This window comes from Micromonospora sp. RB23, from assembly GCF_053585025.1.
Window position 1 is genome coordinate 2,838,700 of the sequence record NZ_CM132111.1, and the last position, 22,635, is coordinate 2,861,334.

A 22,635-nucleotide genomic window follows, 5' to 3' on the forward strand; every position below is an offset into this window, starting at 1 on the left:
ATGGATCCGGACATCGACGAGTCCTACGCCGACGACCTCGACGACGGCCCCTACATCGAAGAGAACAGCGGTCAGGCGGCTTCGCGCGTCGAGGGCGATATGGTGCAGAACGTCCACAACTGGCTCGGACGCTACAAGGCCGCCCGGGAGCTGTCCGACGCCTTCGTTCAGGAGGCGATTAGGACCTTCGTAGAGCGCTTTTACGGCCCGGGCGGACTGCCCAGGGAAGCTGCCGCCGGAATCCTGCGGGAGCGGCGCCACGTTCTGCTGGTGGCCGAACCCGGCACCGGTCGGCGGACCGCCGCGGTCGGGCTGCTCGGCGGCGTTCCCTCGCCCCGGCGGGAGATCCCGACCGACGACGATCAGCAGCGGCTCCTGCCCGTCGACGAGGTGCCTTGGTCGTCGTACGGCCCATCCGCCTACCTGCTCACGGTGCCGCCCGGAAGCCGCAACGGCCGCTTGCGTGAGCTTCTCATCGCCTACCGAGAGGCGGTAGAAAAGGGGGACTCTTACCTCGTCGTTTTGGTCGACCGCAAGAGCCTCGAAAGGCCCGAGGACGTTCCGGGCTTCACCGTCCTCACGGTCACCGCTCCTGAACGCGAGAAACTGCTGAGCCAACTCCTGGACGACCAGCGAGCCCGCCTGGACGTGGACACACTGCTCAGGACTCCGCCGATACCGGCGATGCTAGAGGGTGCCACTCCGGCCCAGATCGCGAGGCTGTCCCACAGGATCAGGGCCGCGGTCGGGAATCCCCAGGAGCCGCTGGCCGAGATCGCCGGCAAGTCGGTCCAGGCCTACCAGAACTGGGACGAAGAACTGGCCACCTGGTTCGAAGACAACGTCGATGCGCGGACCAGGCTCTTCCTCATTGCCCTTGCCTTCCTACAGGGGGGACAGGCCACCAACGTCCTTCACGCCATGGAGAAACTCGCCGAGAAGCTGTCAGAACCAGCGAACGTGCGCGGCGGCATCGGCGCCCCGGGGATCCGCCAGCTCGCCAAGAACGTCAACGCCCGGATCGACGAGGAGCACCGGATCGTCTTCACCTTGCCGTCCTACGACGTCGCGATCCTGCGGTATGTACATGGCGACCAGTCCAAGGCCTTCCGTACGCGCCTCTGGAGCTGGGCGTCCGACCTGCCGATGCGCCGTGGAGGATCCCCGAACGTCCGTGTCGCCGGGCAGGTGGCCTCAGCCATGCTCGCCGTGACCCTGGCGCTTCCCGGGGCGGACGCGCCCGAAGTGCGTACCTTGACCGAGCGGTGGTGGGGGTACCAGACACTGCGACCGCTGGTTGTCGACCTTATGACGGCGGTTGCGATGAGCCCTGAGGCCGGGGCGGCGATGCGCAGTCGGCTCAATCAGTGGGCCGTCCAGTCGGGAAGCGTGACGCTGCTCTGCGCGATCGCCGCTGTGTGCGGCGGCGAGTTGGCAGACGCGTATCCGCAGGCGGTGTTGACCCGCCTGAATAATCTGGCCGGACGGGGGATCGATGCTGTCACCGACGGGGTCGTGGATGCGGTGCGGTCGCTGTGGGACCGGCCGCTGCACCGGCAGGCGACGTTGCGCCGGGTCATCGACTGGACGGCCGCGCAGGACCGGAGGCACGACGCGGGGCTGCGCGCCCTGGCGGCGATTTCCGAAACTCGGGACCGGGCCGGCTTCCTCCTCGCCGAGCTGGCTAGCGACGCGGAGCTGCAAGCTGGGTTGGTACAAGCCTTCACGCTTCTGTTCACCGGCGAAGGGCCGCAGGGCGAGTTCCGTGAGGCGCTCTTCCGCTGGCTAGACGCGGCGGTCGAGGGTCCCGCCTACGAGGACCTCATCACCGGTCTGATGGTCCGCGCTGGCGGGTTCGGCCAGGGTGCCAGTAGCCGCTTCGCCCGCATGTCCGACCTGCTCTACCACTGGCAGCCACTCGCCCGCGACGCCGAGGCGCCGGCCGCCCGCGAAGCGCGTGATCGGCTCAACGAGCGGCTCCACCGAGCGAACCCACTGGTCGCCCCATGAGCGAGAACTGGCTTGACCGCCTGTTGGGCCTCTGGCTGAGGCCCGAGGATCCCGTACAGCCGGTTACCTTCTCCGCCGAGCTGCCCAGCTGCCATCCACACGTAGCGTTCGACGCGACCTTTCAGGTCTCATGGCAGAGAAACGATCAGGCCGCCCTTTGGGCGGTGCGGCAGAAGATCACGGAGTGGGCCGGTCAGGTGACCGCCAAATACAGCGTCACCCAGGCCGGCAACGCAGAGATCGAGATCAACACCCGGAAGGTCAACGGCGTCCGCGTCAAGCTGACGGTTACTCGGCAAGCCCGTATCGCAGCGGAAGCCATCCTGGAGATCGACCGGCAAGCCGCCCTCGAACGGCTGAAGCAGCAGGCCGAGCTCGAGCGGATACGGTACCTGCGGGAAAGGGTCTACTCTCGTCCCGACGTCGCCCGCAGCTATTGGCTCTACCACCACCCTGACCAGCCAGACGAGCTACTCACCATCAACTTCGAGAAGATCGCTGAGAAGTTCGGGGATGTCGGCGAGTCCCGGTTTCTGGTGATTGCCAAGCTGATCGGTGACTTTCTTGGGCGGCTTGAGGACGGCGACCGCCGATATCTGCTCGGGCAGCTGGGGCAGCTCTTCTCCTCGTATGACCGGCCCGATCTGGCGGAACGACTGGAAGCCTCATGAGGGAGGCGGAACGAGCCACGCTGCAGGAGGCGAATGAGATGATCCGCTTCGCCGATGTGAAGGCGGCCGCCGTCCTGGCTGCCGCCGGGATCCTGGCCGGGCAACTACCGTCGGCTCACGGCTCTTGGGCCAAAGGCGCACTGCTCGTCGCCAGCGTCAGTGTCATGCTTAGCGCGTTGCTGGCGCTCTACACGCTGGCGCCGCGACGGCAGGTAACCACCGCATGGTCGCTGCACTACTACGACCACGTCGTTCGTCGGTACGGCGACGACCGGGAAGCCTTCATCGACGCCTGGGTAAAGGCGGCAGCCGACGAGGACGCGTTCGAACGGGCGGTCGTCGGGCAAATCTGGGCCGCGAACATGGTGGCCCATCGAAAGTTCACCCGGATTACCTGGTCCATCCGCGCGCTAGTGGTTGGCGTCGTGGCCGTCGTGGCCGTAGCTATCACGTAAGACGTTTTTCTGTTCAGCGAGCCGGTCTCATCGACGACCTGCGTCGGATAGCCACGCAGGTCGTCCCGGACAGCGTCCGTGTGCCAGTTCGCCCGCATTCAGCATGCGTTGCATCCGGTCCGGGGGAGTGGTGCGACGACTCCTTTACTCGGCTGGTTTACACTTCACGCGACCTGGACAAGCGTGCGTGAGCATGCCGCTGGGCCACCGGACTACTTGGGGTCAAGGGGTCGTCGGTTCGAATCCGGCCGTCCCGACCGATTGACCTGGGGGGATGAAGATCCTTCCGGGTTGCGGCGGTAACATCCGGTAACGGATGATCTTTGTTGACGGAAACGGCGTGGGTGGTTGGCCGTCGACGTGCCCGCTGCGCAACGCTCTGACCTGCCGCTTCATCTGCGTCCTGGATGGAGCGGCAGTTTGCTCTTGATTGCGCGTTAAGTGGTGCCTACGGCGCCGCCTGTCCCGTGGTCGCCGACAGGACATCGCTGTGGTTGCCACCTGGGGATGAGGCAGCCAGGAAAGGGTCGCTGAGGAGCCAAGAGCGCCGTCGCCGTGGCCGTCTCTGAGGTGCAGTCGAATGAGGTTAACCAGGTACCTCGGGGCATGTCGCGCGGCCTGCACGTTCAAGGGGAGGGCGCGCAGGTATCCACCGGCATGTTGGTGGTACCGCTCCCGGGTCAGCTGAGCTGGCCGCAGTCGGAGGCGATCAGCGCTGCCCGGTTTTAGACGGCAGACGCAGCCCCCGGGATCTCACCGCCGTCGCCGGCGGTTGCCGAGCGCTCAACTCGTCTACCTGTGCTCATCACTGCCCCTTGAGAGATGACGACGGATAGCCGCACGCAATTCTTGTACGCCGTTTCCGTTGGGTGCCATATGTGCTGCCCACGGTCGACCTGGATGAAGCTCATCCCAGGGCGATCGCCGTGCCATGCGAGCTTTGCCTGGCTCGTGGAAGCCGAAGCCCTCTAGGACGGTGTTCCACACGGGCTGGTGGTCGCCCACCAGTAGACGTACCGCTCCGGGAACGAACATCTCCTCCACGGGTAGGTACCTGACGTGAAAGTCAACGAGGCGCAACTTGTCACATCGCTCGATCGTCCTTCGGTGTTGTAGCAATCTGCGTCTGAACCCGCTGCCCGCAGGCAACCCGGAGGAGTTCTGACGCGGCACTGAGGGACGAGTCGATCCTACGAAGAGGGGCGTTGAGCACCCCGGCGCGGATACAGGCTGGTAAAGCTCGTACGAGCCGGTGTAGTAGATCGCGTAGATCCCGTCCCCCTTCGTCAGGGGCTGACGGGTAAGCGGGATGGCAGGCGATGCCTCCCGTGCCCACTGCACACTGCGCTCGAGGTTCTCTCGCCGCAGCGGGTTGTGCTGATCGGGCTCGCGCAATCAACAACCATCCCTCGACGTCGGGCGTCTCGGCACGCAGGCGACTTGTTAGACGATGAGTTGCCAATCAGCTACTAATCGTTGACCATGGATGGAGGTGGCTGACCCAGGGCGAAGCTGGCAAGGGCGGACTCATGGTCACGTACATGCCCATCCTCAAAGGCCGAGAAGGCGAGTTCAAAGCGATCGAGCACCTGCCCGCTGCCCTGGTGCGGCACATATTGCCGATCTTTGAGGTGGCCCCGACCGCTAACGGCCCGATCAAGGATGCCTACCGATTCGCCAACCAGGTTCGCGAGTCAGTACCTGCCGAACTGACGATCGCGGTTGATGTTCGGCATCTCACCGATCCAACCGAGGGCATGCGTCGGCCAATGCGCGACATCGCCGACGACCTCGCCGCCTGGGGGATCCCGATGCTGCCAGTCCTCCACCTGTACGACACCGAGGCGCGGTTGGCTGACGTGCGACACGCGGCCGACGTCCATAGCGGCCACACGATTCTCCGGCTGGGCAGCGACACCCGCGACCCCGACGACGGGAAAGCCGGGGAGGCGTTGGATCGCCTTCGGAATGAATTCAGCCTGATCACCGAGCATTGCCATGTGGTCCTTGACGCGTCCGAGGTGCGATCCGAACGCGACTTGACCAGAGTCGAACCGGTCGTCCGCAAATGGGTGTCCTGGGCTCGGCGCTACTCTTGGCGTTCGGTAACGGTCGCCGCCGGCGCGATGCCGCAAGGCATCTCCCACCTTCAGATCCATACACCAACAGCCCTACGGCGGTGGGACCTGCAGCTGTGGCACCGCGTGCAGGACCTCGGCATCCAGTACGCGGACTACGGTATCGCGCATCCAGGGATGGCCGGAGCGAAGTGGCGACCTATGCCCAGTCTCCGCTACAGCGACGATGAGGTGTGGTGGATCTACCGTCGGCCCCAAGGCGCGATCGACAGGCATGCGATGTACGACCTGTGCAAAGAACTAGTTGGCTCCGACCATTGGCCTATACAAGGACGACACTTCTCCTGGGGAGATCACCAGATCGCCACGCGGGCGGAGGGCGTCGGCGGGCCTGGTAACGCCGCAAGCTGGCGAGCCTGGACAACCTCGCACCACCTCGCGCAGGTCATGGATCAACTCGGCAGATCCGGTTACAGGGACCTGCGCTTCAACCCCTGACCTAGCAGCAACGGTGCCCCTCCTGGCCTGCTCTGCAGACGAGGTACGGCAGCGACGACGGCCACCTCAACCCCGGGGCCAACTGATCGGCGTTGAGGTTGGCAGAGTCTTCGCTGGATTCCAGTGCGCCTCGCACGAGGACGCGGAATCATTTGGACGGCCTGCACGGCCGAACCCTGAACGCCGGGCGTGGCCAACAAAGCGGCGGACTGCAGGGAGTCGCCGGCTGCTACTTGCACCGACATTCTTGCGTTACTCCGCGTGCGCAGAGTGCATCTGCCCATTGTGGGACGGCGAAGTGACCCGCGTCGAGGTGCAGGTACGGGCCAACGCGCGGTGGCGTCCCGTTCCTCGACGGCCTGCGCCAGTAGCAACTAAAGAATCTCTTCGGACGATTCGGCCCGTCCGCCGAGGGACTGGACGGCGATCGCGCGTACCGCGGGGTCGGATGAATCGGCGAGGTCGCGGAGTATGTCGATGAGGTCGGGGTCGGCGCTGAAGTGGGCGACTAACGCCCGTACTGCGGCCTGCCGGACTGCCGTGGAGAGCACTGCCCGTGCCTGGACGAGCAGTTGGTCCCGACAGTAGCGGCGGCTGCGGCTCGTGGTGTCCAGCTGGCCAGCCGCCTCGGCCAGCCCGGCGACCAGGGTGACGCCAGCCTGCCGGTCGCGGCCCCGCCCGAGTTCCCTGACCAGCAGCTCCTCCAGATGCTCCTGTGGGGAAGACAGCACAACGGCGGCCCGGGTGGCGAACGTGGAGCCGGAGCGCCAACTGGTCCGTACCCCGCTCCGCCGATACCAGTGCAGAAATGTATCCTTGCTGGGCCACTGCGGCCCGAGCGCTCGGATCGAAGACAGCAGTTCCTGCTCGGTGAGATCGACCAGGTTCGGGTCGTCGGCGGAGATGCCGTGCTCGATGAGCCGCACGACCTGGCGCAGGACCGCGTCGCCCGCGCCGGCCAGTTCGGCGGGCTGCGGCGCCTCGGCCACGCACTGCGCCGCCAGCACCAGGTTCCACGGCGGCCCGGTCAGGTTCAGGGGCGGCCACGGTGGAGTGACCTCGGTGGCGAGCAGGGTGACCAGCTCGTTGGCGGCCGGGGCGGGCAGGGCGCTGGCGACCAGTCGAAGCACCTCCCGCCACGACGGATCGGCCCAGTTCTCGCGAAACAGCGAACGTAGGTGATCGAGGCCCCAGGTGGTCGGATCATGCTCGTATCTGTCCACGATCTCTTCGGCGCAGAAGAACTCCAGGAACGCGCGGTGCACGAACCCGAACAGTCGTAGCCCGTAGCGTTCCAGGATGAAGCTTCGCTGCCGCAATTTGTCGATCATCGAATAAGCCATGGCGAGCGCCCGCTCATTCTCGAAACCGTAGAACGCGACGAGGTTGTCGCGGAAGATGCGCGCCAGTTCGTCGGACTCGATGTAGTTCCCGGCGGGACCCGACTCGCGGAACTGCATCCAATACGCCAGGTGACGCAGCAGTCGACGCTTCGCCTGCAGGTCCAGTGACGGCACGTCGCCGTGGCTCTCGCGCAGTTGCTTGGTCACGTCCCACTCGGAGATCAGCACGTCGGTCACGTGCGCGTAGAGCCGGCGTCGGTTGCGCGGCAGCGGATGACCCCGGCCGACGATCGCCATGAGCATCAGCAACAGGGGGTTGCCGGCGATCTCGCGCATCGCCCGGGAACTGCCCACCACGTCGAGGATCTGCCGCCGCTGCCGGTCGGCCTCCGCGGCCGGCGTGGGCATCACGTAGCGGTACCAGTTGTCGAGGAACCTCGCGATCTGCTCGTCGTCGAGATCCTCCAGGGTGAAGTGGTCGAAGCCGGCGTTGGCGAAGGTGTGCCGCGGGTAGCCGGCCGTCCGCGAGGTGACCACCGTCCGGACCCCCGCGTATTCGTCGGCGAACGTGGCGATCTGCGCGGCCACCTCTTCCCGCTGCGCCGGGTCGAACACCTCGTCCAGGCCGTCGAACAGGAACAGCGCCTGGCCTCCCTGGCGCAGATACGCCACCAGCATCTCCTGGTCGATCCCGAGCAGCCCCTGCTGGTGGCGGTGGCCGACGTAGTCCAGCAGGCCGTCGCACCGGCCGTCGCTCAGGTGCACGGCGTAGGAGCGCAGCTCGATCAGGACCGGTAGGTACCCGTCCAGTGCCGCCAGTCGAGGCTCGGCGCAGGCGCCGGCCAGCGCCAGCGCGACGTACCGGGCGGCAGCCGACTTGCCGGAGCCGGGGTCGCCGAGCAGCACCGTGGTTCGCCGGCCCGGGTCGCACACCACGTCGAACAGCGCTTGCGGGTCCTTGGCCGCATATTCTTCCCAGAGCCGTCCCACTTTGTCCGGGTCCACCCCGGCGGGCAGCCCACTAGCATCGCCGTCGGATGTGGAGCTGGCCAAGCGCCACCAGGCGAGGGGCATCTCCGGCCGGGCGTCCTCACGCACCCGTGGTTCTACGAACACCTGTGGCAGTCCAAGGGTGAGGTAGCCGCTGGTGGGTCGCGGTGAGACGCCGTCCAACGGCACCGCCTGGTACCTCACCGCCAACTGCTTGTAGTACTGGTTGCGGACGACCGTCGGCAGGTGGGAGTCCGGGTCGGCGGGCTCCCGGGCCGGGGATCGATGCCTGCGGACGTCGATCAGGGCCGCGGCCACCTTGGCGGTGAGGTCGTCCACGCCGGAGAAAAAGGCGCACAGGTGTCGTTCCTTGAGCTCCCGGCGCAGAGCGACGATCTGCTGCCAGTCGGCGTCCCGGTCGATCATGTCGACCGGCCAGGGCGTGTCCTCGGCGAGCAGGAAGATCAGGCAAGGCTTGCCGGCGGCAAGTGCCTCCCGGTACTCGAGTTCGGTGATGGACGATTCCTGGCCCGGCGGGCGGTACCCGTACCGCCAGGCAAAAAGCCCGATGTAGAGGTCGCTGCGACGTACGTCCGCGAGGCAGCGTTCCAGCGGCGGCCGGATGTCGGCGCCGTACGCCTCCATGGCCACGTCGTCGATCTCCAAACGGCGAGCGATGGTGTGCACGGCAGCCCGGTATTCCAGCAAGTCCTTTTGAGTAGCGGAAATGTAGACCCTGATCGACGACCCGGCCCAGCCGTGCACGTCGGCCAGCGCGCCGGTCACCTTGGCCGCGAAGTCGTCCTTGAACGCAGCCGAGCCCTGCGGGGCAGACGGGAAGATCTTAACCGTGACCGCCTCCCCGGAACGAACCACGATCGGCCCGGCGGCGCCCTGCTGGCGGCAATCTCCGACCGCCCGGGGAATTCCGGCCCCTTCGCTCTCCACCAACTTGTTCCAGCTCAGCACATGTGCTAGCCAGAAGTTGCGCTGCCGCGACTCGCCGCGAAGCTCGCTGAGCAGGCATTGCTCGCCGTCGGCCAGCTCGGCTCCGGTCCAGGGTCCAGGGCTGGTCACCTCGATTCGGTCGGAAAAAACCCGGACGTGTACGCACATCTCGCGCTGCTGGTAGTCGCGGTGGGCGAGCGCGTTTGCGATAACCTCGCGGACGGCAATCATCGGGTAGCGGTAGACCGGCTCGGTGACGGCAGCGCCCGCGGTTGGCACCTCGCCGAGTCGAGCGAGTTCAGCGACGAAGTCACGGGCCTGTTTGATCTGCTCGGGAATCGTCCCTCCCAAGGTGCGCTTGTCCATCGGCGCGTCCTTGCCGGGACCGTGGTAGTGGGTGCACTGCACAGTGGCGGTGGGCACCACTGCGGTCGGATCCTCGCCGAACAGCAGCGCACCGGCCCGAGTCAGCCGACCCTCGCGCATCAGAAGGGCAGCCCGCATGAAGTCGGCCGCCGACCCGCGACGCGGCACCAGGCGGCCCACATCCTTGCGCATGGCTGCTCGGAATCGGCTAACCCGCCGCGGGCTGAGGACGGTGGCGGTGGTCGTACCATCCAGGAAAGGGTGATCCGGGTCCTCGGGGGGCGTCGAAAGCCGCTCGGCTTCGTTCCGCTCGTCAGGCATGTCGGCGGCGACTGACACGGGCCGTCGGGCGATCGGCACGTTGGCGAACCCGTCAAAGCGGTGCCGAGGCTCCGACGAGCCGCGCAGGGCGACCTGCAGGTACTCATACAGATCAGCGAGATCTACCATACCGTCGCCGTCCTTATCGTCGGCGCCGTGCAACAGTCCGTCGACCAGTGCGTTGGTGAACGGGCTCGGCAGGCCTTCATCATCGGCGTCAGCAGCCGTCTCTGATGCGGCGGTGGCGGTGAGCACGAACCGGCCCTTACCGGCCAGCAGCCGCTCGACGGCGACCGACCCCTTGAACGCACCGCTGTGGCAGCAGTCCAAGACGATCACCTTCGCTCGGGCCAACGAATCGCCGATGATGTCGTTGAGCGTGTCGTTGGAGACCGCTGTACCGGGCAACAGGCTGGCCGTTGTGTCCCGGGCGCAGAGATAGAGCTTCTGGTTACGGTTGCGGCCGTGCCCGCTGAAGTAGAAGAGCAGCACGTCGTCCGGCTCGGCGTCGCTGAAGAACCGGTTGGCGGCCTCCGCGATCTCGGCGCGTGAAGCGTCAAAGAGGATCGTTACGTGCTCTGAGGCGAACATGCCCATCTCGCCGTCGGTCAATGCGGCGCTGAGCAGCCGCGCGTCGATGCGCGGGCCGTGCAGGGCGTGCAGCTTAGGGTCGGCCTCGTACAGGGAGTTGCACACGAGAAGTGCCCGATACATCGGCGGCTCCTGGCCCACGTTCCTGCGGTGAGTGCCTTACCCTACGGCTATCGGCCGACCACAGTCGCATGTCTGGAGGTCCCTTTATGCCACCCGTCCGGATCGTGCTGCTCCCCGGCCTCTCCACACTTACACCCGATGACGATCCGCTGCAGTCGGCGACCGCCGAACTGGTCATGGATCTGCGCGAGGTGGACGGCCTGCGGACCACCGAGGAGGGCATTCCGGTGGTCGGCCGCAAGGGTCAATGGACGGAACTGGTGATCGCGCTCGGCGGACCGAGCGTGGTGGCTGGGGCGGTGACCGCGATGCGGATGTGGCTCAGCCGGGACCGGCGCCGGTCGCTCACGCTCACAGCGTGGCGCGCCGGCGAGGATCCGCTGCGGATCGAGATCAGCGGTGACAATGTTGCGGAGAGGACGGTGCACGAGGCGGTCCAACGGCTGCTCCTCGCGACGGGCCCTGCCCTCGGCGTCTCGCCGGAAGACGGTCCGAACGCAGGCTCTGACCGGTCGGTGCCTCCGGCGATCACACCCTGACTGCGGGATCAGAACCCTGCTGAGGTGAACACTCAACAGGGTCTTACTGCAGGCGCTTGCATCTCTGCCCGAGAATGGGAAGGAAGGCGGCGGCGCCGTGGAGGGTGGACGAGACGGAACCCGCCGAAGTGGTGTCACCTCCCCCCGTTACCCCCCGAAAACTCTCGCCAGCGGTCGACAATCAGTAACACGTAGCGATCAACGCCTGATCATGTCAGTGCAGCTCAGTGTCTAGTGACAGTCAATGACAGGGTCGGGATGGCTGCGGACGGTAACAAGGGATCGTCGGTTCGAATCCGGCCGTCCCGACAGGGATTCGGCAGGTCGAAGGCCAGATCCACTTTGGTAAGTCGAGGCCTTTTGCCGTTTCGTTCCACAACTTCTCAGGCGCGCGCGTACTGCTGATTTTTCGGGCGCTCGAGTCACCCGAACAGCCCTGATTCAAGGCGCTTGGCCGTCCCCTTGGCCTGCTGTCGGGGTGGACGTAGACCCGCTTGGCGAGCGGGCCGCCGTCGGCGTGGCCGGCCAGGGCGCAAGGACGACGTCGGGCGCTCCGGCGCTGGCGAGGCAGGTCAGGCAGGCGTGCCGCGCGTCGTACGGTCGGATCTTGCGGACTCCGACCTTAGCTATCAGCTCGTAGATTCGGTGGCGGAGCCAGTTGGTGCGCTGTGGCTGGACGAGTTCGTTGACAAGACGTAGCCGCTAGCCGTTACCGGTCTGCAGGCGTTTCTGCCTCTGCAGGATGTGGAACGCCTTGAGCACCCTCGTTACGTCGCGGGCATCGGCAGACCGCGTTTGCCAGCCGCTGACTTGCTCTTCGAGAGGCGCAGCACCACTCGTCGTCAGGGGTGCCGACTCACCCCGCGCTTGAGGATTGGTGGGTGGGACTGATGCTGCATCGGGTGCCGCAGCGGCGGGATCGAGAGCAGCCCCGGCGGGACGGCAGTAAAGCTTCCCGCCGGTTCGTGCTGACTCCCGAATCTGCGGCAGTTCGTCGGAGCTGGCCGACCGGGACCATGCTGGATGGCCTGACCAGGGCCACTGTCGATAGGTCCAAGATGCCCGATCCCGGACCCTCATTTGTTAACAGATCCCGGCGCACCGTCGAGTGCACACTCGACGGCTTCTGAATTGGGCTTTAGCTTCGCCTCGTGAACGACTTTGCGAGAGCGGTTTCTCAGGCAGACGTGGCCAGGTTCGCGGGAGTCACGAGGGCTGCCGTCACCCAATGGCGCCGGCACGACGACTTCCCACCGCCGGTGAGCGGTAGCGGCGACCGGTTCCATCTTGGCGAGGTGATCGGTTGGCTCGATGGGCGGGACGTTCCCGCAAACCGTCTGGTGCCGGGCGAGGGTGTCAGGGTCACCTATGGTGATCGTGTCAGGCAGCGCCTACGTCCCGCCCCGCGCGCTGACACGGACCCGGTCCTGCAATCACTGCGCGCATTGGCTTCCGATGTCTGCGGTGGCGCGCCCCGGACCGATTTCCTTTACCTGCTGCTCTGCCTGGCGTTCCTGCGTCTGAATGACCAGGATCGCTGGGTGCAGGTGACCCGGCATCTCCCCGCTGCCGGTGATGCGGCAACAGCCCGCAAGCTGCTGCGGTTCGTGGTGGCGACAGTCGACGCGTCCCTCGGTCACCCGGATCTGCTCAGTAGCTCGGATGCCCCGCCGACGCGGCTGCGGCCCCGCACCTTCGAGCCGGTGCGCAGGGTGGTCGTGCTTAGTGCCCACCTCGATCCTGGCGCATACCACCAGCTTCTAGCCGAATATGTGCGGGAGACGCGCACTCGCGACGGCGTCATATCTACCCCGACAAGCGTCGCCCGCACCATGGTCGCACTGCTGACCGGCCGCACCGTCCGGGGCGAAGTAACGGTCTACGACCCCTTCGCTCGCTTCGGTGAGCTGTTGACCGAGTTCAGGCGGACCGCCGCTGGCGAGGCTGTCGTGCAGGTGTATGCCGAGCACCCACACCCGGCCGACCTGCGCCTTGCCGGCATGTCGCTGGCGGCGACGGGCGCAACCCCCGAACTGGCCGTGACGTCCTCGCCGCCATCGGGTGGGGCGAACGTCCTGCTGACCAACCCGCCGTTCGACAAGAAGGAACAGCCCACCTGGTTGCGACGATGCATCGCCGCACTCGCCGACGACGGTCGTGCCGCTGTGCTCATGCCCTACGGCGCCGGGTACGCCGCTGGTGCCCGGGCGTACGACACCCGCCGTGAACTCATCGAACAGGGTGCTGTGCACGCTGTTGTGGCGTTACCGGCACGGATGTTTCCAGGGAGCTCGATCGGCGTCTGCGTCTGGCTGCTGGGAAAGCCGACAGGCCGCGCCGCGCCGGTACACATGGTGGACGCGCGCCATCTAGGCCGGCCGTCCGGCCCTCAGGCGAAGGGTGTGCACGTCCTTGACGCGGCGGACATCGCGACGATAGCGGCGACGCTCACGGCGGCCGAGCCTCAATCCGCCTTCAGCGTCGTGGTCGCGCCAGACGAGGTCCGGGCCCACGGATACTCGCTGAACCCGCCGGAATACCAGGACCGTACGCTCGCGCGACCCTCTGCGGATGCCGCGCGCGCGGAGCTGGACGCGCTGACCGTCGCTCTCGATCTGCCCTCCTACACGACGGGCACCGATGAGGGTTGGCCCGAGCATCGTCTGCGCGACCTCTGCGAGATCCGCAGCGGCGTGCCGCCACGCCCGATCAAGCGGGCGATGTCCCAGGCGCACACCGCACGGGAGGCAGTGCCCGTCGTCCACCCGCGGCATTTGCGGGACGGCCTCATCGAGGCGGGCGACGCCCCTGACGCAGACCTCGACACCGTTGAACAGCAGCACCGGCTACAGGCCGGCGACGTGCTCTACGTCCGGACCGGAGCAATGGGACAGACGGCACTCGTGCGTCCCAGCGAATCCGGCTGGTTGCCCCACACCAACCTGCTCCGGCTGCGCGTTACCAAACCGGCCGAGCTGGATCCCGCCTACCTGCTGGCGTACCTGTCGCAGGCAGCCGTGCAAGCCCTCATCCGCGACCGATCAGTCCGGTCGCTCACCACCTCACTGAGCACCACGACACTCGGCGACCTGGTGATGCCGCTACCTCCGGTCGCCGATCAGCGGCAGATCCTCAACGCACTTCAACTGGTCGACGACGAGATCTCCATGATCGAGCGACGACTCGCCGCTGCCCGTGCCACCCGGACAGCCTTTACCCGGCACCTCGCCGACGGCACCGTCCTTCTGAACGGGGAGGAACCCTCTTGAGCAGCTCCAGCAGCACCCACCTGTGGATCCTCGTGGTGGGACTGTCGTCACTCGTCGTAGCGCTCCTCACCGCGATGCTCAAGACAAGCACCGGCTCCTCAGCGGCCGAGGCCACCATGGCCGCCGGAGCTGCTTTCGCGACCGCATTCGGTTTGGGTCTTGGCATCCTCGGGGCCCTGTGAGGCAAGACCTCGCAGGACGCCCAGCTGAGCTACATCGGTATGAAGAGCATGGAGCTCATCCGGCTGATGATTCAGCCGGCGAGGATCCGGGCGACGGCGGTGCTCAGCACGCGTACGCCGCGGGTCGAGCCCGGCTCCAGCCCGGTCAGGTCGCGCACCCGGGTCAGCCGGTAGTCGAGCGTGCGCGGGTGGATGCACAGCGCGGCCGCGGTGTCGAGCCGGTTCATGTCGTGCTGGTAGTAGGCGTCCAGCGTGGCGACCAGGTCGGGACCGGCGTCGAGTTGCGCCCCCACCACCTGCAGCCACTTCCCGACCTCCGCCAGCCGGGCGGCTCCCAGCTCGGCGAAGACGTCGGTGACGGTGTAAGCGTGGCGCGGCACGGCCCGCACCGGTGCGACCTCGCTAACCTGCCGAGCCAGCGCCACGGCGTCGCCGAACGCGCGCACCCGCCCAGGCGCGGTGCCGGCCGCGCACGGCCGGCCGGTCATCGAGGCCACGTCGCGGGCCAGCGCGAGCCCGCGCTCGGCCGCCGGCTGCCGGCCGCCCGGCGAGCTGGGGATCAGCGCGACCACCTCGTGCGGCTCCGGCCAGCTCAGCGGCATCCAGTGCGTCTTCAGCAGCGCGCCGGCGAACTCGTCCCGCGCCGCCTGGTCCGGCCCGGGCGACCCGCCGGCCACCCGGACCACCGTCGCGACGACGTCATCGGGGACCGGCATGTGCAGGCCGCGCGCCAGGTCGGTCGCGCTGTCGTCGCCGGCCAGCAGCATCACCGTCAGCAGCCGCACCTGGGCAGCGGTCGCCAGCGTGCGCCGCTGCCCCTCGATCCAGCCCCGGGTGTACGCGCCCTGGGCGGCTAGTCCCGCGGGAGCCAGCCAGGCGAGCGTGTGCATCGTCGCGGCGATGTCGTTCGGGCCGGCCGCCTCGTACACCTCACGCAGCGTCAGCCGGGTGTGCACGAGCAGCACCTGCCGCTGCGCGGTCAGGGTAAGTCCCTTCTCGCCGCGCTGGCAGCCCATCGCGGCCATCAGGTCCAGATCCTGCACGTGGAACGGCGCGCTGTCCGCCGCGAGGTCGACCGTGCGCTGACGGAGGAAGACCGCGAAATCGAGCATCTCCGACCGCACCTGCGGCATGGCCGCGAGGTTGCGGTATTCCAGCAACTCCTCCTGGTAGGCGTCCACCGCCCGGCGGGCGTTGTCGGCCACTCGCTGCCGCCAGAGGCTGAACAGACCGCCCATGCCGGTCGACGGTAATCGATGCGTTCCGGTCACGCCGCCCGGTTGACGCGGACCGGACAGCCTTGCGGACATTCGCAAGAACCGGGGTACGCCGGCGACCCGGTTCTCGCCCTGTCACGAAGACCCGGCCACCGGCACCCTGGAACGCTTCGCCATGGACGTCGGACGACGGCCCGGCTAGGTCGGGCGCGACCAGGTATGCGCCCCGGCATCCGCAGATCGCACAGCACTCGAAAGGTGGTTCTGGTTGTGACATGGCGTAGTCGACCCTCCGCCGGAGCACGATCCGGCATTCTCCGCGCATCCAGTCTGCTGTTGGCCGCGACGGCGATGCTCGCCGCGGTCATGGCCGCACCGTCCGCGGCGGTCGCGGCACCCGCGCCGAGCGGCGACGCGACTGTCGCCGCCATCGCAGCCGAGCGGGCATCGGCGAGCCCCGCCGGCACGTTGAGCGTCACGACATCGACGGCGACCGCCGCCTCACCGGCGAAGGGCAGCGGTTTCTCGGTGATGTCGGGCTCCTGCCCGTACGCCGGGCAGTACATCGACCCGTGGCTGATCGTGTTCCAGGGCTGCACCCTGACCGGCCAGCCGACGACTGCGGTCAGCGCCCGGTGCTCCAACGGGGCCACCCTGGGCCCCGTGCACGTGCCGCCCGGCGTCTACGACATTTATGTCGACTGCTACCCGGCGTTCTTCAGCTCGCTCACGTTCGTCTGATCGGCCCACCCGGCACGGATCCCGTTGCTGGATCCGTGCCGACGGTGCCGGTTCGGGCAACGCCCGCAACGGGACCTGGCCGTCGACGTGCCTGCCGCACAACGCTCTGACCTGTCGCTTCGTCTGCGTCCTGGATGGAGCGGCAGGCCTGCTCTTGATTGCGTGTCAAGTGGCGCTTACGTCGCTGCCGCCTGTCCCGTGGTGGCTCGCAGGACGTCGCTGTACTGACGCCATCGGCGTCCGGTGGGAGGGACGATGACAACACAGCCGCGTACCTGGGTGATCGAGGCCGACGGTTCGACGGAAGTGCTGCCTGAACGCCACTGGCCATACCCTGGATAGTGCGCGGGCGTTGCCGGGGTCGGCGAGGCGCGTCACGGTGCCGGGTGGGGCGCTGAGGCCGGCGCGCGCTTGGCCCGCTGGATCTGCGCGTAGACGTGGGTCCGCAGCTCCGTGAACCGGGGCAGCGCCCGGGTGGTGAGCTGGTCGCGTTCCCGCGGGAGGTCGATCACGAGGTCTTCCTGGACCCGGGTCGGCGAGTGGGACAGGACGAGCACGCGCTGGCCCAGATACACGGACTCGTCGATGTCGTGCGTCACGAAGACGGTGGAGATTCCGCGGTTCAGGTGCAGGTCGCGTACGAGGTCCTCCAGGTCCGCGCGGGTCTGCGCGTCCACCGCCGCGAACGGCTCATCCATGATCAGCACTTCGGGCCGGTAGGCGATGGCGCGCGCGATGGCCACCCGTTGCTGCATCCCGCCGGAGAGCTGCCACGGATGGCTGCGTGCCGACTGCGGCAGTCCGACCGCGTCGAGGGCGTCGGCGACCCTCCGGTCGCGTTCGGCGCGGGAGAGCTTCTGGTGTCGAAGCGGTAGCTCCACATTGCCCCGGACCGTCAGCCAGGGATAGAGGCTGCGGCCGTACTCCTGGAACACCACTGCCATCGCCGGGCTCGGGCCCGTCACCGGAGATCCGTCCATCTCGACGAGGCCGCTGGTGGGCCGGAGCAGTCCGGCGAGGCATTTCAGGAGGGTGGTCTTACCGCAGCCGGAGGGGCCGACGACGCACAGCAGTTCGCCGGGCATCATGGTGAAGCTGAGGTCTCCGATCGCCTCGACCTCGCCCCGGCCGGAGGCGTAGACCTTGCGCAGGTGTTCGACCCGCAGCAGCGGACGCGCGTCAGGCACGGGTGGCCTCCCTCATTCCGTGGTACCAGCGCAGGACGCGGCGTTCGACGACGCCGAAGGCCACGGCGAGGAGGACGCCGATGAGGCCGAGCAGGAGGATGCCGCTCCACATCTCGGCGATGAGGTAGTTCCGCTGAAAGTAGGCGATCCGGTAGCCGAGGCCGGCCGAGGACGCGAACATCTCCGAGATGACCATGAGGATCAGGGCCACCGAGAGCGCCTGTCGTACGCCGGTCATGATGCGCGGACTCGCCGCCGGGAGGATCAGCAGCCACACCCGTTCCCACCGGGAGATCCGGTACGAGTCGGCGGTCTCCAGCAGCACGCTGTCGGTCGCCCGGACGCCCTCGATCGTGTTCAGCAGGATCGGCCAGATCGCACCGGAGGTGATGACGACGACCTTCATGGTGTCGGTGATGCCGAGCAGGAGCATCGCGACCGGAATCAGCACCGGTGGCGGGATCGCGCGGAAGAACTCCAGCAGCGGTTCGAGGATCTCGCGGAGCGGGCGGAACCGGCCGATGAGGACGCCGGCGGCGACGCCGAGCACGATCGACGCGAACAGGCCGGCCAGCAGCCGGTACACGCTCGGCAGCACGTCGTCGACGAACGCCGGGCCGATCCAGGTCTGCCGGAACGCGTCGAGGAGCGGGCCCGGGCCGACGAGGAACCGGTTGGCCGACCGGGTGGACCAGACGGCCCAGAGCCCCACGGCCAGGACGGGAAGCCCGGCCGCGTACAGGACGGCCTCGGCGACCCGGACGCCGGGGTCGCGAGGGGCGGTCCTGCCCGCACCGAGGGTGGTCATCGGGTTGCCTCGTCCGCGAGCACCGACTGGTGCCAGGCCAACGAGCGGCGTTCGGCGAAGCGGAACACGACGTTCACCAGTACGCCGAGGAGCCCGGTGACCACGACGAGGCTGTACAGGCCGACGGCGTCCCCGGTGGAGCGCGACAGTTCGATCATGCGTCCGAGGCCGGGGTTGCCGATCACCATCTCCGCGGTGACGGCCAGGATGAGCGCGACCGTCGCGGCGAGGCGCAGGCCGGTCATCAGGTACGGCAGAGCGGTCGGAAGGATGAGGTACCGCAGCCGCTCGTAGCGGGTGAGGCCGAAGCTCCGCGCGGTGTCCCGGGCGACCGTGTCGACGTCGGCGACGCCGTAGATCACCTGCACGAACACCTGCCAGAACGCCGCGTAGACGATGATGACGAGTGCGGCGCGCATCTGCAGGCCGAACATCAGCACGGCGAGGGGGATCAGCGCGACCGACGGCACCGGCCGCAGGAACTCGACTGTCGTGTGCGTGGCGCGACGCAGGAACGGCACCAGCCCGACCACCGTCCCCAGCGCGACCGCGGCGAGCGTCGCCACCGTCAGGCCGATCGCCCACGACGTCATGGTGAGCCGGAGCCGCCGCCAGAACGCCAGGTCGCGGACCTCGTGGGACAGCCGTCCGAACACGTCGGTGGCGTACGGCAGGTCGTGCCGGTCGACGAGCCCCAGAGCCGGGAGCAGTTGCCAGACGGCGAGGAACCCCAGCAGGCCGACGGCGCCCAGCAGGATCTTGCGCATCGGTCGGCTACTGCTGCTGGACGAGCCGGTCGAAGTTGGGCTGCCGGTCGAGTACGCGGTACTTCTGAGCGAGCGTTGCCAGTTGCTCCAGGCCGGTCCGGTCGATGTCCCACCCGAACGCCGGGAGCCGTACCGAGTCCGCCACCGGCTCCGGCAGTTCGAGGTTGTCCTTGATGGCCTGCCGCAGGCCGGCCTGGTTGGCCGGATCGTTGGCCCAGGTGAGCGTCTTTTTCATCGCCGACGAGAAGTCCGCCACCAGCGTGGCGTCGGAGTCCTTCAGCTTGCTCGACGTGATCGTGGTCAGGGTGGTGAGTCCGGGAACGGTGGCCTGGTACGGAGCGAGCACGAGAACGTCACCGCGCTTACGCATCTGGGTGATGAACGGCTCGGTCACCCAGGCGGCGTCGATGTTGCCGGCGGCGAGCTGGGCCGGTGCGTCCGGGAAGGCCACCTCGACGAACTTGACCTTGGTGGGATCGCCGCCGTCCTTCTCGACCGCTGCCATGATCGTGACGTCGCCGGCGGCGCCCAGGCTGTTCACCGACACCTTGCGCCCGGCGAGCTGGGCCGGCCGGGTGATACCGGACTTCGCGGACGCCAGCACGGCGTTGATGTCGTCGCCGTCGGCGTAGGACGACGCGTAGTTCCCGATGATCACCACGCCGAGGTTCTGCAGATCGGCGCGGAACGGGCCGAACGGCTGGCCGATGGCGAAGTCGATGTCGCCGTTGATCATGGCCGGGATGGCCTGCGCGCCGCCCTGTGCGGGCACCACCTCCACGTCGAGCCCCTGCTCCCGGAAGATGCCCGCCTTGATGCCGCCCCACAGCGCGGCGGTCTCGCTGATCGGCAGCGCCGCCACACGGACCTTCCGCAGGTCGCCGCTCGCCCCGGGGGACGGATCGGTGGCATCGGAATCCGTGCAGCCGGTCAGGGCGATCACGACGCCGGCGAGGACAGCGAGGGCAGTGACCTTTTTCATGGACGGGCCCTTCCGTGCGCGGCGCCTGTGCAGCCTGAGGAGTGGGGTCGACGGAGTGCCGAAAGCATCCGACGGCGTCGATCAGCGTCATGCAGGAGCGATTGATTGTCAAGAATTCCAAAGGACGAATCGCGTAGCGGTGCGAGTGGTCCGATGGCGATGAGAAACGTCTTGACGATCGACGATTTTGTGACCAAACTGTGCGGTTGGTGGCGCGGGGCGGAGAGGGCGACGACGTGGCGATCGTGATCGTGGGCGCTGGTATCGGTGGCCTCACCACCGCGCTCAGCCTGCACCGGGCCGGCTTCCGGGAGGTCACCGTCTACGAGCGCGCCGCCGCGCTGCGCCCACTCGGCGTCGGAATCAATCTACTCCCGCACGCCGTCCGTGAGCTGACCGAATTGGGCCTCGGGGAACGCATGGAAAGGCTGGGTGCCACACCCGGCACGCTCGCCTACTACAACCGCTACGGTCAGCAGATCTGGAGCGAGCCACGCGGACGGGACGCCGGATATCGCTGGCCGCAGCTTTCTGTGCACCGCGGCCGGTTCCAGATGGAACTGCTCGCCGTGGTGCGGGAACGGCTGGGCGCCGACGCGGTGCGCACCGGGCACCGGCTCGTCGGCGTCCGCGACGGCGTCGCGCACTTCGAGACGGCGGCGGGGGAGGTGAGCGTCGCTGGCGACCTGATCGTCGGAGCGGACGGCATCCACTCCGCGCTGCGCCGCCACCATCGGCCCGGCGAGGGGGCGCCACTGTGGAACGGGCTGACACTGTGGCGGGGGACGGCACGGGCACCCAAATTCCTGGACGGGCGAACCATGATCATGGCCGGGGACGCGGAACAGAAGTTCGTGGCGTACCCGATCGGCGCCGGCCTCATCAACGTCGTCGCCGAGCGGCGCGGGCCCGGTTTCGCCGGGCCCAACGCGGACTGGAACCGGACCGTCGACCCCGCGCCGGTCGTCTCGCTCTTCGCGGACTGGCGCTTCGCCTGGCTCGACGTGCCGGAACTGCTGGCCGCCGCCGACGAGATCCTCGAATACCCCATGGTGGACCGCGATCCGATCGACACGTGGACCCACGGCAACACCACGCTGCTCGGCGACGCGGCCCACCCGATGTATCCGAACGGTTCCAACGGGGCGTCGCAGGCGATCCTGGACGCACGTACCCTCGCCTTCCACCTCGCCACCGCGCCGACGGTCCGGGCGGCGCTCGACGCCTACGAGGCGGACCGGCGGCCCGCGACCACCGCGCTCGTGCTGAGCAACCGGCGGCAGGGTCCGGAACAGGTCATGGTGCTCGCCCACGAGCGCGCGCCGGACGGGTTCACGCACATCCACGACGTCATCCCGCCGGACGAACTCGCCGCCATCGCCACCGGCTACAAGAAGGCGGCCGGTTTCCTACCCGCCGACCTCAACGAACGGGCCTCCCTGACGCCGACGGCCTTCCCGGGCGTCCAGCCGTGACCGGCCCGGAACCGACCGAACTGGACGCGGCGCGACTGGCATCGGTGATCTCACCGCTGCGCCGCACGCTGCTCGCCGCAGCCCGGGCCGCCGAGCACCTGCCGGAGATCCCGGACGCGCAGATCGAGATCGTGCGTGCCCTGCCCCGGGGCACCGTGGCCGGCCCCGGTGAGCTGGCCGAGCGGCTGCGCCTGAGCCGATCCACGGTCAGCAACCTGCTCACCGCGATGGAGGGCAAGGGTCTCGTCGAGCGTCGCCCCCGCCCCGGCAACCACCGCCATGTCGACGTCCTCGCCACGGCGAAGGCGCTCGACCTGTTCGAGCGCTTCGACCTCGCGAGCGGAGACCTGGTCGCCCGCGCCGCGGCGACCCTGCCGGCGGCGGACCGCGCGGCCCTCGCCGCCGCGGTGCCCGCGCTGGAACGCCTCCGCGACGCCCTCGCGCACGGCAAGGACATTCCATGAGTACGCGCCGAGCCGCCGGTCGGGACGCCGTGACTGCCCCGCCGGTTCCCGGCCTGGAGGCCGCGTTCGAGGTGGAGGTGCGGCTGGGCGTACTGGAGGACCACGGGATGACCCGTGCCGGTCACCGTCGCGTGGTGCCTGTTGTCGGCGGCCGGGTCACCGGTCTCTTCGAGGCCGACATCCTGCCCGGCGGCGCCGACTGGCAGGTGGTTCGCCCCGACGGCACGATCGAGATCGACACGCGCTACTCGGCGCGTACCGCCGACGGCGGTCACGTCTACCTGCGTACGTTCGGCGTCCGCAGCGGCCGCGCGGAGGTCCTCAAGGCGTTGCTGCGCGGCGACGCCGTCGAGGCGTCCGAGTACTACTTCCGCCTGGGCGTACGACTGGAGACGTCGGTTCCCGCGCTGGCTGTCCTGGAGCAGTCCGTCTTCGTGGCGTCGGCGATCCGCGAGGCCGACCGGGTGCGCTACACCGCCTACCGCGTCACGTAGCTGTTCCTGCCCAGGGCCGCGACAGGGCGGATGGCTGCCTCATCGTTCGCTCTGGACCAAGGAGCCGTGCGACGGCGGTGCGGCCTGCCGGCGGGGGCCTTCGGCCGTCTTCGCGT

18 protein-coding genes are annotated in these 22,635 nt (G+C 68.1%); 11 read left to right on the plus strand and 7 right to left on the minus strand.

The window, feature by feature from the left end:
- Genes ACTFTM_RS13030 through ACTFTM_RS13040 form a run of 3 tightly spaced genes read left to right on the plus strand, consistent with a single transcriptional unit; the run spans nucleotide 1 to nucleotide 3,136 of the window.
- Complete coding sequence (locus ACTFTM_RS13030) at nucleotides 1-2,010, plus strand: hypothetical protein (RefSeq protein ID WP_449566024.1); 2,010 nt, start codon at nucleotides 1-3, stop codon at nucleotides 2,008-2,010.
- On the plus strand, nucleotides 2,007-2,681 hold the full coding sequence (locus ACTFTM_RS13035; RefSeq protein WP_449566025.1) for a hypothetical protein: 675 nt from the start codon (nucleotides 2,007-2,009) through the stop codon (nucleotides 2,679-2,681). The genes ACTFTM_RS13030 and ACTFTM_RS13035 overlap by 4 nt, the downstream gene beginning before the upstream one ends.
- Nucleotides 2,682-2,719: 38 nt before the next feature.
- A complete protein-coding gene (locus ACTFTM_RS13040) occupies nucleotides 2,720-3,136 on the plus strand; it encodes a Pycsar system effector family protein (protein ID WP_449566026.1) in 417 nt (138 codons plus the stop codon).
- Between the two features lie 792 nt (nucleotides 3,137-3,928).
- Here the strand turns inward: ACTFTM_RS13040 and ACTFTM_RS13045 are convergent.
- Nucleotides 3,929-4,477 (minus strand): Eco29kI family restriction endonuclease, encoded by a 549-nt coding sequence (locus ACTFTM_RS13045; RefSeq protein WP_449566628.1) that lies wholly within the window; start codon nucleotides 4,475-4,477, stop codon nucleotides 3,929-3,931.
- Between the two features lie 200 nt (nucleotides 4,478-4,677).
- On the opposite strand from ACTFTM_RS13045, the gene ACTFTM_RS13050 reads away from it, so the two are divergent.
- Nucleotides 4,678-5,712 (plus strand): beta family protein, encoded by a 1,035-nt coding sequence (locus tag ACTFTM_RS13050; protein ID WP_449566027.1) that lies wholly within the window; start codon nucleotides 4,678-4,680, stop codon nucleotides 5,710-5,712.
- A gap of 374 nt (nucleotides 5,713-6,086) precedes the next feature.
- Here ACTFTM_RS13050 and ACTFTM_RS13055 read toward each other — a convergent pair whose 3' ends face one another.
- Nucleotides 6,087-10,394: a caspase, EACC1-associated type gene (locus tag ACTFTM_RS13055; RefSeq protein WP_449566028.1), complete on the minus strand. Its 4,308-nt coding sequence runs from the start codon at nucleotides 10,392-10,394 to the stop codon at nucleotides 6,087-6,089.
- 86 nt (nucleotides 10,395-10,480) lie between these two features.
- Between ACTFTM_RS13055 and ACTFTM_RS13060 the strand changes: the two genes are divergently transcribed.
- The 3 genes from ACTFTM_RS13060 (at nucleotide 10,481) to ACTFTM_RS13070 (ending at nucleotide 14,384) form a co-directional block, all read left to right on the plus strand.
- The gene (locus tag ACTFTM_RS13060; RefSeq protein ID WP_449566029.1) at nucleotides 10,481-10,933 is read left to right on the plus strand and encodes an effector-associated constant component EACC1; all 453 of its coding nucleotides are present in this window, start codon (nucleotides 10,481-10,483) and stop codon (nucleotides 10,931-10,933) included.
- 1,151 nt (nucleotides 10,934-12,084) lie between these two features.
- Nucleotides 12,085-14,202 carry an N-6 DNA methylase gene (locus ACTFTM_RS13065; protein WP_449566030.1) on the plus strand — a complete coding sequence of 706 codons (2,118 nt, stop codon included), beginning with the start codon at nucleotides 12,085-12,087 and terminating at the stop codon, nucleotides 14,200-14,202.
- Nucleotides 14,199-14,384, plus strand: a complete 186-nt coding sequence (locus ACTFTM_RS13070) for a hypothetical protein (protein ID WP_449566031.1) — start codon at nucleotides 14,199-14,201, stop codon at nucleotides 14,382-14,384. Before ACTFTM_RS13065 ends, ACTFTM_RS13070 begins: the two co-directional genes overlap by 4 nt.
- Before the next feature lie 71 nt (nucleotides 14,385-14,455).
- On the opposite strand, the gene ACTFTM_RS13075 is transcribed toward ACTFTM_RS13070, so the two are convergent.
- On the minus strand, nucleotides 14,456-15,622 hold the full coding sequence (locus tag ACTFTM_RS13075) for a PucR family transcriptional regulator (protein WP_449566032.1): 1,167 nt from the start codon (nucleotides 15,620-15,622) through the stop codon (nucleotides 14,456-14,458).
- A gap of 315 nt (nucleotides 15,623-15,937) precedes the next feature.
- Here ACTFTM_RS13075 and ACTFTM_RS13080 point away from each other — a divergent pair, with 315 nt between their 5' ends.
- Nucleotides 15,938-16,342, plus strand: a complete 405-nt coding sequence (locus ACTFTM_RS13080) for a hypothetical protein (RefSeq protein ID WP_449566033.1) — start codon at nucleotides 15,938-15,940, stop codon at nucleotides 16,340-16,342.
- A 374-nt stretch (nucleotides 16,343-16,716) separates the two neighbouring features.
- On the opposite strand, the gene ACTFTM_RS13085 is transcribed toward ACTFTM_RS13080, so the two are convergent.
- From ACTFTM_RS13085 to ACTFTM_RS13100, 4 genes are read right to left on the minus strand one after another with little or no spacing between them, the layout of a single operon-like run.
- Nucleotides 16,717-17,529 (minus strand): ABC transporter ATP-binding protein, encoded by an 813-nt coding sequence (locus ACTFTM_RS13085; protein ID WP_449566034.1) that lies wholly within the window; start codon nucleotides 17,527-17,529, stop codon nucleotides 16,717-16,719.
- Complete coding sequence (locus ACTFTM_RS13090) at nucleotides 17,522-18,337, minus strand: ABC transporter permease (protein WP_449566035.1); 816 nt, start codon at nucleotides 18,335-18,337, stop codon at nucleotides 17,522-17,524. The genes ACTFTM_RS13085 and ACTFTM_RS13090 overlap by 8 nt, the downstream gene beginning before the upstream one ends.
- Nucleotides 18,334-19,104, minus strand: coding sequence for an ABC transporter permease (locus tag ACTFTM_RS13095; protein ID WP_449566036.1), 771 nt, complete (start codon nucleotides 19,102-19,104; stop codon nucleotides 18,334-18,336). The genes ACTFTM_RS13090 and ACTFTM_RS13095 overlap by 4 nt, the downstream gene beginning before the upstream one ends.
- Before the next feature lie 7 nt (nucleotides 19,105-19,111).
- Nucleotides 19,112-20,086 (minus strand): ABC transporter substrate-binding protein, encoded by a 975-nt coding sequence (locus ACTFTM_RS13100; RefSeq protein ID WP_449566037.1) that lies wholly within the window; start codon nucleotides 20,084-20,086, stop codon nucleotides 19,112-19,114.
- Nucleotides 20,087-20,295: 209 nt separating this feature from the next.
- On the opposite strand from ACTFTM_RS13100, the gene ACTFTM_RS13105 reads away from it, so the two are divergent.
- From ACTFTM_RS13105 to ACTFTM_RS13115, 3 genes are read left to right on the plus strand one after another with little or no spacing between them, the layout of a single operon-like run.
- A complete protein-coding gene (locus ACTFTM_RS13105; protein WP_449566038.1) occupies nucleotides 20,296-21,561 on the plus strand; it encodes a flavin-dependent oxidoreductase in 1,266 nt (421 codons plus the stop codon).
- Entirely contained in the window at nucleotides 21,558-22,025 is a 468-nt protein-coding gene (locus ACTFTM_RS13110) for a MarR family winged helix-turn-helix transcriptional regulator (RefSeq protein ID WP_449566039.1), read from the plus strand. Before ACTFTM_RS13105 ends, ACTFTM_RS13110 begins: the two co-directional genes overlap by 4 nt.
- Nucleotides 22,022-22,519, plus strand: coding sequence for a DUF3237 domain-containing protein (locus ACTFTM_RS13115; protein WP_449566040.1), 498 nt, complete (start codon nucleotides 22,022-22,024; stop codon nucleotides 22,517-22,519). The genes ACTFTM_RS13110 and ACTFTM_RS13115 overlap by 4 nt, the downstream gene beginning before the upstream one ends.
- Nucleotides 22,520-22,635: the final 116 nt, after the last annotated feature.

Excerpts from the sequence above, each read along its gene's own strand:
- ACTFTM_RS13030 (WP_449566024.1), top strand. The coding sequence starts at position 1 with ATGGATCCGGACATCGACGAGTCCTACGCCGACGACCTCGACGACGGC.
- ACTFTM_RS13035 (WP_449566025.1), top strand. The coding sequence starts at position 2,007 with ATGAGCGAGAACTGGCTTGACCGCCTGTTGGGCCTCTGGCTGAGGCCC.
- ACTFTM_RS13040 (WP_449566026.1), top strand. The coding sequence starts at position 2,720 with ATGATCCGCTTCGCCGATGTGAAGGCGGCCGCCGTCCTGGCTGCCGCC.
- ACTFTM_RS13050 (WP_449566027.1), top strand. The coding sequence starts at position 4,678 with ATGCCCATCCTCAAAGGCCGAGAAGGCGAGTTCAAAGCGATCGAGCAC.
- ACTFTM_RS13055 (WP_449566028.1), bottom strand. The coding sequence starts at position 10,394 with ATGTATCGGGCACTTCTCGTGTGCAACTCCCTGTACGAGGCCGACCCT.
- ACTFTM_RS13060 (WP_449566029.1), top strand. The coding sequence starts at position 10,481 with ATGCCACCCGTCCGGATCGTGCTGCTCCCCGGCCTCTCCACACTTACA.
- ACTFTM_RS13075 (WP_449566032.1), bottom strand. The coding sequence starts at position 15,622 with ATGGGCGGTCTGTTCAGCCTCTGGCGGCAGCGAGTGGCCGACAACGCC.
- ACTFTM_RS13090 (WP_449566035.1), bottom strand. The coding sequence starts at position 18,337 with ATGACCACCCTCGGTGCGGGCAGGACCGCCCCTCGCGACCCCGGCGTC.
- ACTFTM_RS13095 (WP_449566036.1), bottom strand. The coding sequence starts at position 19,104 with ATGCGCAAGATCCTGCTGGGCGCCGTCGGCCTGCTGGGGTTCCTCGCC.
- ACTFTM_RS13100 (WP_449566037.1), bottom strand. The coding sequence starts at position 20,086 with ATGAAAAAGGTCACTGCCCTCGCTGTCCTCGCCGGCGTCGTGATCGCC.
- ACTFTM_RS13115 (WP_449566040.1), top strand. The coding sequence starts at position 22,022 with ATGAGTACGCGCCGAGCCGCCGGTCGGGACGCCGTGACTGCCCCGCCG.